The organism is Mycobacterium sp. (genome assembly GCF_035570115.1).
Taxonomy (GTDB): domain Bacteria; phylum Actinomycetota; class Actinomycetes; order Mycobacteriales; family Mycobacteriaceae; genus Mycobacterium.
Genome location: NZ_DATMLH010000158.1, coordinates 1 through 6,664, shown reverse-complemented (window position 1 = coordinate 6,664; position 6,664 = coordinate 1). Strand labels below are relative to the sequence as shown.

The following is a 6,664-nucleotide window of genomic DNA, read 5'->3' as shown; positions in this document are numbered from 1 at the left end:
TGGGAGATGGCCGCGGTCGAGGGCTTGTTGGACCGCGCCATCGACGGCCACGGCGCGGTGGTCAGCGTGGTGGGATCACCGGGCATCGGTAAGAGCCGGCTGGTGCGCGAGGCCACCGCAATGGCAGCGGCCCGGGGTGTCGAGGTGTTCACCGCCTTCTGCGAATCACACGCCAGCGACATTCCCTTCCGCGTCGTGGCGCGGTTGCTGCGTGCCGCCACCGGCGTGCGCGGCCTCGACTATGCGGCCGCTCGTGCGGGGGTGCGGGCTCAATTCCCTGATGCCGACCCCGAGGACGTGCTGCTGTTGGAGGACTTGCTGGGCATCGCCGACCCTGAGGTGGCGCTGGCCAAGGTCGATCCGGATGCCCGGCGGCGGCGGTTGACCGCGCTGGTCAACGCCGCATCGCTGGCCCGCCAAGCCCCGGCAGTCTACGTCGTCGAGGACGCCCATTGGATCGATCAGGTCAGCGAATCGATGATCGCCGGCTTCGTTACCGTGATCCCGCAGACGCACGCGCTGGTGCTGATCACCTACCGCCCCGAATACCGGGGCGCACTGAGCCGGGTGCCCGGTGCGCAGAGCATCGCCCTGGCCCCGTTGAGCGATTCGGAGACGGCAGCACTGGTCACTGAGCTGCTCGGACTTGACCCTTCGGTCGGCGGGTTGGCCACCATGATCGCCGAGCGGGCCGCCGGCAATCCGTTTTTCGTCGAGGAGTTGGTGCGCGATCTGGCCGAGCGGGGTGTGCTGACCGGAGCCCGTGCTAATTATGTCTGCCAGGTCGATCATGCCGATGCCGCCGTGCCGGCGACCCTGCAGGCCACCATCGCCGCCCGTATCGACCGGCTCGCCCTGGCCGCCAAGCAGACTCTGAATACCGCCGCGGTGATCGGGTTGCGGTTTGGTGCAGAGCAGTTGGCGTTGCTCGATGGTGAGGCCGAGCTGGGCGAGTTGATCGCTGCCGAACTCGTCGACCAGGTGCGGTTCACCCCGCACGACGAGTACGCCTTCCACCACCCGCTGATCCGGACCGTGGCCTACGAAACACAGCTGAAGTCCGACCGCGTCGAGCTGCATCGGCGCCTGGCAACCGCGATCCAACAACGCTACCCGGATTCTCTGGATGAGAACGCGGCGCTGATCGCCGAGCATTTCGAGGCCGCCGATGACCTGCGCGCCGCTTTCGGCTGGCACATGCGCGCCGGGGCATGGGCGCAATCCCGCGATATCCGGGCCGCGCGCAACAGCTGGGAACGGGCCCGAACGGTCGCCGACCGGTTGCCCACCGATGACCCGGGCCGGGCGTCGATGCGCATCGCCCCGCGGACTCTGCTGTGCATGAACACCGTCCGGGTGGCCGGCAGCATCGCCGACACTGGCTTCGACGAACTGCGTGACCTCTGCAGCGCCGCCGGCGACACAGTGTCGCTGGCGCTCGGCATGGGCGGCCTGATGGCGACGCTGGTATTCCATAACCGCTACCGGGAAGCGGCGCGGCTTGCGTCGGACTGCAGCCGGCTGCTCGAGTCGATCGCCGATCCGGCGTTGACGTTGATGTTGCTCGTCGCGCAATCCACGTGGATGGCGGGCCATGCAGCCGAAGGTCTGCGCTTGGCGCAGCGCGTCATCGACCTGGCCGAAGGCGATCCCACCAAGGGCAGTCTGGGCCCCATCGGGTCACCGTTGGCGATGGCGATCCTCATGCGTGGCAGCTGTCGATATTCCCTCGGTGTTCCAGGCTGGAGGGAAGACCTCGACCAGGCGACCGCGATGGCCCGCAGCATCGACCCGACGTCCATTCACGTTACCGTGCTGTATAAGTACCGGTTCGCCGCCCATGCCGGGGCGTTGCTCCCCGACGCGGCGGCTGACCGGGACACCGCCGAAGCGATGGAGATGGCCGAGCATTCCGGCGATGACTTCCAGGTGGATGCCGCCCGGGTGAGCCGCGGCCTTGTCCTGATCAATCAGGGCGGTTCGCAACGCGCGGCCGGTTTCGCGCTGCTCGCCCAGTTTCGTGAAGCTAACTTGCGGCACGGGTACGCGAAAAACGTAGTGCGGACTGTCGACTCCGAGATCGCGAAGGAGAAAGCCAGAACCGGCGATGTCGACGGCGCCATCGAGTTGGCACGCGCGGTCGTCGACTACACGTTTGACGCGGGCGATGCGCTCTCCCTTGGAGAGGCCGTCAGGGTCTTGGTGGAAGCACTGCTGCAGCGCGGCACCAGCGCCGACCTCAAGGAGGCGCAGGCCGCGACCGACCGGCTGGCAGCGGAGCCGACCGACCCGGGATACGTCCTGTTCGAGGTTCCGCTGCTGCGGCTGCGGGCTCTTCTCGCGCGGGCTCACGGCGACGCCGCGACCTATGCGCACTTGCGGGATCGCTACCGCGACATGTCGAAAACGCTTGGCTTCGAGGGGCATATCGCCCTGGCCGAGGCGATGCCGTGACGGCGCGGTTCATCAAGCCTCAGCGCCTAGGACATGATTTCTCGCCATCCAATCGTCGATGTAGCTCATAGCCACCGGTAGAGCCGCCCCTGAAAACACCATGTGGTCAGAGTGGGGAATCTCAACGGAGGTCCCGTGCTGGTACCGGGCTGCGGTTCGGCGCACGATTCCGGCCGACACGATGCGGTCACACTCGGCCCCCATCACCAGCACGGGGGCAGTGACCGCCGCGAAATCGACAACGGCGGCCTTCGAAAGCCTTGGCACCGCGAGGAGCAGCTCCCAGAGATAGCGTCCGGATTCGCAGACCAAACCGTCATACATCTCCCGGGCGATGTCCTCGGTCTGCGTGTTAGCGATCCAGCGTCGAGATTGCTCGAACGTCGGGGGGCGCCACGGCTTGGTCCAGGAACGTGGCCGTAACAAGTGCGGCAGGGACATGCGGAAGGTTGTGCGGGTCCCACCGAGGATGCCCGCCGCCGGGCCGGGGCATGCTGCCACTAAGCCAGCTTGGCGTGTGCGCGCGGCGACCAATTGCGCCAGCAGCCCGCCCATCGAGTGACCTACCAGAAGCGGCGGCGAATCCAGCGAATTCACCAACGCCACCAAGTCGTCGGCGTAGTCCCGAAGGCTCAGTGAGGCGACCTTGATCGCACCTTCCTGCATGGGCAATTCGTGGTACCGCAGCGTCGGGGTGTGCACCGTGTATCCACGCTCTTCGAATGCGGTGCGGGCCGGAGCCAACTGCTCCCCACGGCTCCAGGAGCCGTGAATCAACACGACGTGTTTGGCTTCGGCCACGAAACTAACGATGACAGCCCTTGGATGGTTTCAGCAGGAGTTAAAGGGCCGCGCCTGCGTAAGCGCAAGAACGCCCGCGCGCCTCTCCCCGGCGTGGCCACGTCGGGGCCGAATTGCGTTGTGCTTTGTTTACCTCAGGCTGTTGCTATTGAGCCGCAGCGCCGTCGATGGTCGCCGGTTTCTGTTCGTGGAAAGGCTCGCCATGAGTGATGCCGCTTCGTCTGAGGTCCCCGGTTCCGCGTCGACGTCGCGAGCAATCCATTTGTCCGAACTGCTAGGTCAGCCGGTAATCGCCAGGTCGGATGACATCGTCGGCAAGGTCGAGGACGTGGTTGTGCGGTTAGGGGAAGCCGACGTCTACCCGCCAGTGACGGGGCTGGTGGCGGGGATCGGCGGGAACCGGGTGTATGTGTCGTGGAAGCAGATCGCGGAGTGGGCGCACGGCCAGGTCCTGTTGTCGCAGAACAAGGTCAACCTGCGCGCGTTTGAGCGCCAGCCCGGCGAGGTGCTGCTGCGGGCCGATCTGCTCGACCATCGACTGATTGACGTGCCGGCCGCGGAGTTGGTGCACGCCTACGACGTCGAGTTGGAAGACACCGGGACGAACTGGGTGCTGGCGCGCCTCGATACCCGCCGTCCGCCGCGCCTGTTCGGGCTGATACACCCCGGTGGCGGCAACGCCAGCCGAGACTGGAAATCGTTTGAACCACTGATCGGGCACCAGGAAAGCAGTCTCGAGCGCCGCACCAGGGGGCGTTTTGGCAAGCTCAAACCGGCGCAGATCGCTGACTTGCTCGAAGACGCCGACAAGCGCGAGGGCGGCGAGATTCTCGACCGCATTCACGATGACCCCGAGTTGGAAGCCGACGTTTTCGAAGAACTCGACCCTGATAAGGCCAACAAGCTGCTCGGCAATATGAGTGACGCCGATGTCGCCGGGGTGTTGGCCCGAATGCGGGCTGACGATGCCGCCGATGCCATCTTCGAGCTCCGTCAATCTCGTCGCCGCCCTGTGCTGGAGCTGCTGCCTGCGGGTCAGCGCACCAAAGTGGTCACCCTGATGGGTTTCAACCCTGCTACCGCCGGCGGATTGATGGGCGTTGATGTGGCGTCGTGTCCGACGGATGCTACCGCTGCGCAGGCGATTTCGATTGTTGCGGCTGCAAGTACGTTGCAGCCCGAGGCGCTGCTGAACATCCATGTTCTCGGTGCGGCCGGTGAGCTGGTCGGCGTGGTGTCGGTGATCGAACTGCTGCAGTCGGCCCCCGATACGCCGGTGCTGGAAGTGGCCGATTTGGACCCGGTCCGGGTTACCCCGGCAGCTGACGTGACCGATATCGCCTTGTTGATGGCCGATTACAACCTGGTCACTATCCCTGTCGTCGACGAACACGATCACGTCCTGGGTGTGGTGACCTTTGACGATCTCCTGGAGGCCACGGTGCCAGAAGATTGGCGGCGACGCGAACCTGCACCACGCCCGATCCGCGAATCCTCCGCGGAGAACTCGGATTTGGACAACCCGGGTGGACCGACCCGTGCCTGAGCCAACGAGCCAGGGTTCTGTGTCGGGCACCGCTCGTGAGGTTCTCACTACTTCGGCGGTGCTGGACAGCGCGCACCTCGGCGACATTGAGGGCGCTTTCGGCCGGATCCGGATGGATGCGACCGATCACGGACGCACGCTCAAGACACGATTGATCACGTTGCTGGCGATCGTCGGTCCGGGCCCTGATCGTCATGGTCGGCCGACCATCACCAACCGATCTACGAGCGTGAAAGAAACCATACGAGCAGCCGCCATACAACCGATTACCGGGCCGGTAGCTTAATCGCCTATGGGTGCTCTGGACGGACGCGTGGCATTGATCACCGGTGGGGCTCGAGGGCAGGGGCGCGCACATGCATTGGCATTGGCAGCCGAGGGTGCCGACATCGTGGCGGCCGATGCCCCCGATGCGATGACGGACCTGACCTACCCCCTAGGCACCGAGGACGACTTACAAGAGACCGCAAAGCTCGTTGAAGCGCTGGGACGGCGGTGCGTGCCGTTAACGCTGGACGTGCGCAATTCGGCCGCCGTCGGCGCCGCGATCAAGCAGACGGTCGCCGACATGGGCAGCCTCGACATCGTGGTGGCTAACGCCGGGATCGTCAGCACCGGGCGACTGGAAGAGGTCAGCGACGGGGTTTGGCAGCAGCTGGTCGACACCAACCTGACCGGCGTATTTCACACCTTGCGGGCGGCCATACCGGTGATGCGACAGCAGCGGTTCGGACGGATCGTCGTGACCTCGTCGATGGGCGGCCGAATGGGCATCCCGGACCTGGCCGCGTACAACGCCACGAAGTGGGGTGTCATCGGCCTCGCAAAGTCCGTCGCCCTGGAGGTCGCCAAAGAGGGCATCACGGTCAACATCATCTGCCCGACCACAACTCAAACACCGATGGTGCAACCCGCTGGCGGCGAGGGCATCCCAGACGATCTAGTGCGCCGGATGATGAAGGGGAATCCAATACCTCAGCCATGGCTGCAGCCTGAGGACGTCAGCCGCGGCGTGCTCTACCTGGTGACCGATCCCGGGGTCATCACCGGCAGTGTTCTAGAGATCGGCCTCGGCGGCAGCGCCCGCATCCATTGACGCCGGCTCGCGGTGGTCGCAGAACGCGACACGCTCCAACGGGCGTCTCGCCCTGTGGTCAAAACGTGATAAAGGCGTGATCGAATTGCTCACGCGCCCTTACCCTTCCAATCTCGCGGCGCACCTACGATCCCAATTGGAACCGTGTCGATTAAAGGGGTCGGAGCCATGCGGGCGGTTGTTCGGTGCATTCTTGCGGTGATTGTGATCGCTGCGACCCTGGTTGTCGGGCCGGCCAGCGTAAGCCGGGCGGCGGCGAATCAGTCGGAAAGGTTCGCCGTTGCATCGGTTTTGCCGACGCGCGGCGAGCTGGTGGGTGTGGCGCACCCGGTGGTGGTGACGTTGAGCGCGCCCGTCACCGACCGGCACGCGGCCGAGCGTGCCATTGACATCAAAACGACGCCCGCGATGACCGGCAAGTTCGAATGGCTGGACACCGACGTGGTCCAGTGGGTTCCTGACGGATTCTGGCCGTCGCATAGCACGGTCGCGCTCTCGGTGGGTGGTCTGTCGACGGACTTCAAAACGGGTCCCGCCGTCCTCGGTGTTGCTGATATCTCAGATCACACGTTCACTGTGGCCGTCGACGGAGTAGGCGCGGGACCCACACCTCCACTACCAGCTCCGCACCACCGACCCCACTGGGGAGAACAGGGCGTAATGCTGGCCTCGATGGGTAGGCCGGAATTCCCGACACCTGTCGGCTCCTACACGGTGCTGTCCAAGGAACGCTCGGTGATTATGGATTCGAGCAGCGTCGGCGTCGC

The 6,664-nt window shown here is 65.2% G+C and carries 5 protein-coding genes and 1 pseudogene; 5 read left to right on the top strand and 1 reads right to left on the bottom strand.

The window, feature by feature from the left end; all coding sequences use genetic code 11:
- Positions 1-2,454 (top strand): ATP-binding protein (locus VNW74_RS15065; protein WP_325678155.1); only part of this gene is annotated, 2,454 nt, incomplete at its 5' end.
- 12 nt (positions 2,455-2,466) lie between these two features.
- On the opposite strand, the gene VNW74_RS15060 is transcribed toward VNW74_RS15065, so the two are convergent.
- Entirely contained in the window at positions 2,467-3,255 is a 789-nt protein-coding gene (locus VNW74_RS15060) for an alpha/beta hydrolase (protein WP_325678153.1), read from the bottom strand.
- Positions 3,256-3,457: 202 nt separating this feature from the next.
- Here VNW74_RS15060 and VNW74_RS15055 point away from each other — a divergent pair, with 202 nt between their 5' ends.
- From VNW74_RS15055 to VNW74_RS15045, 4 genes and pseudogenes are all read left to right on the top strand, one after another.
- Positions 3,458-4,801 carry a magnesium transporter MgtE N-terminal domain-containing protein gene (locus VNW74_RS15055; protein WP_325678151.1) on the top strand — a complete coding sequence of 448 codons (1,344 nt, stop codon included), beginning with the start codon at positions 3,458-3,460 and terminating at the stop codon, positions 4,799-4,801.
- Positions 4,802-4,820: 19 nt separating this feature from the next.
- Positions 4,821-5,004 (top strand): annotated as a pseudogene (locus tag VNW74_RS31915) (manganese transporter); the annotation flags it as partial.
- A gap of 89 nt (positions 5,005-5,093) precedes the next feature.
- A complete protein-coding gene (locus VNW74_RS15050) occupies positions 5,094-5,897 on the top strand; it encodes a mycofactocin-coupled SDR family oxidoreductase (RefSeq protein ID WP_325678149.1) in 804 nt (267 codons plus the stop codon).
- Between the two features lie 168 nt (positions 5,898-6,065).
- A partial coding sequence (locus VNW74_RS15045) for a L,D-transpeptidase (RefSeq protein ID WP_325678147.1) occupies positions 6,066-6,664 on the top strand: 599 nt, incomplete at its 3' end.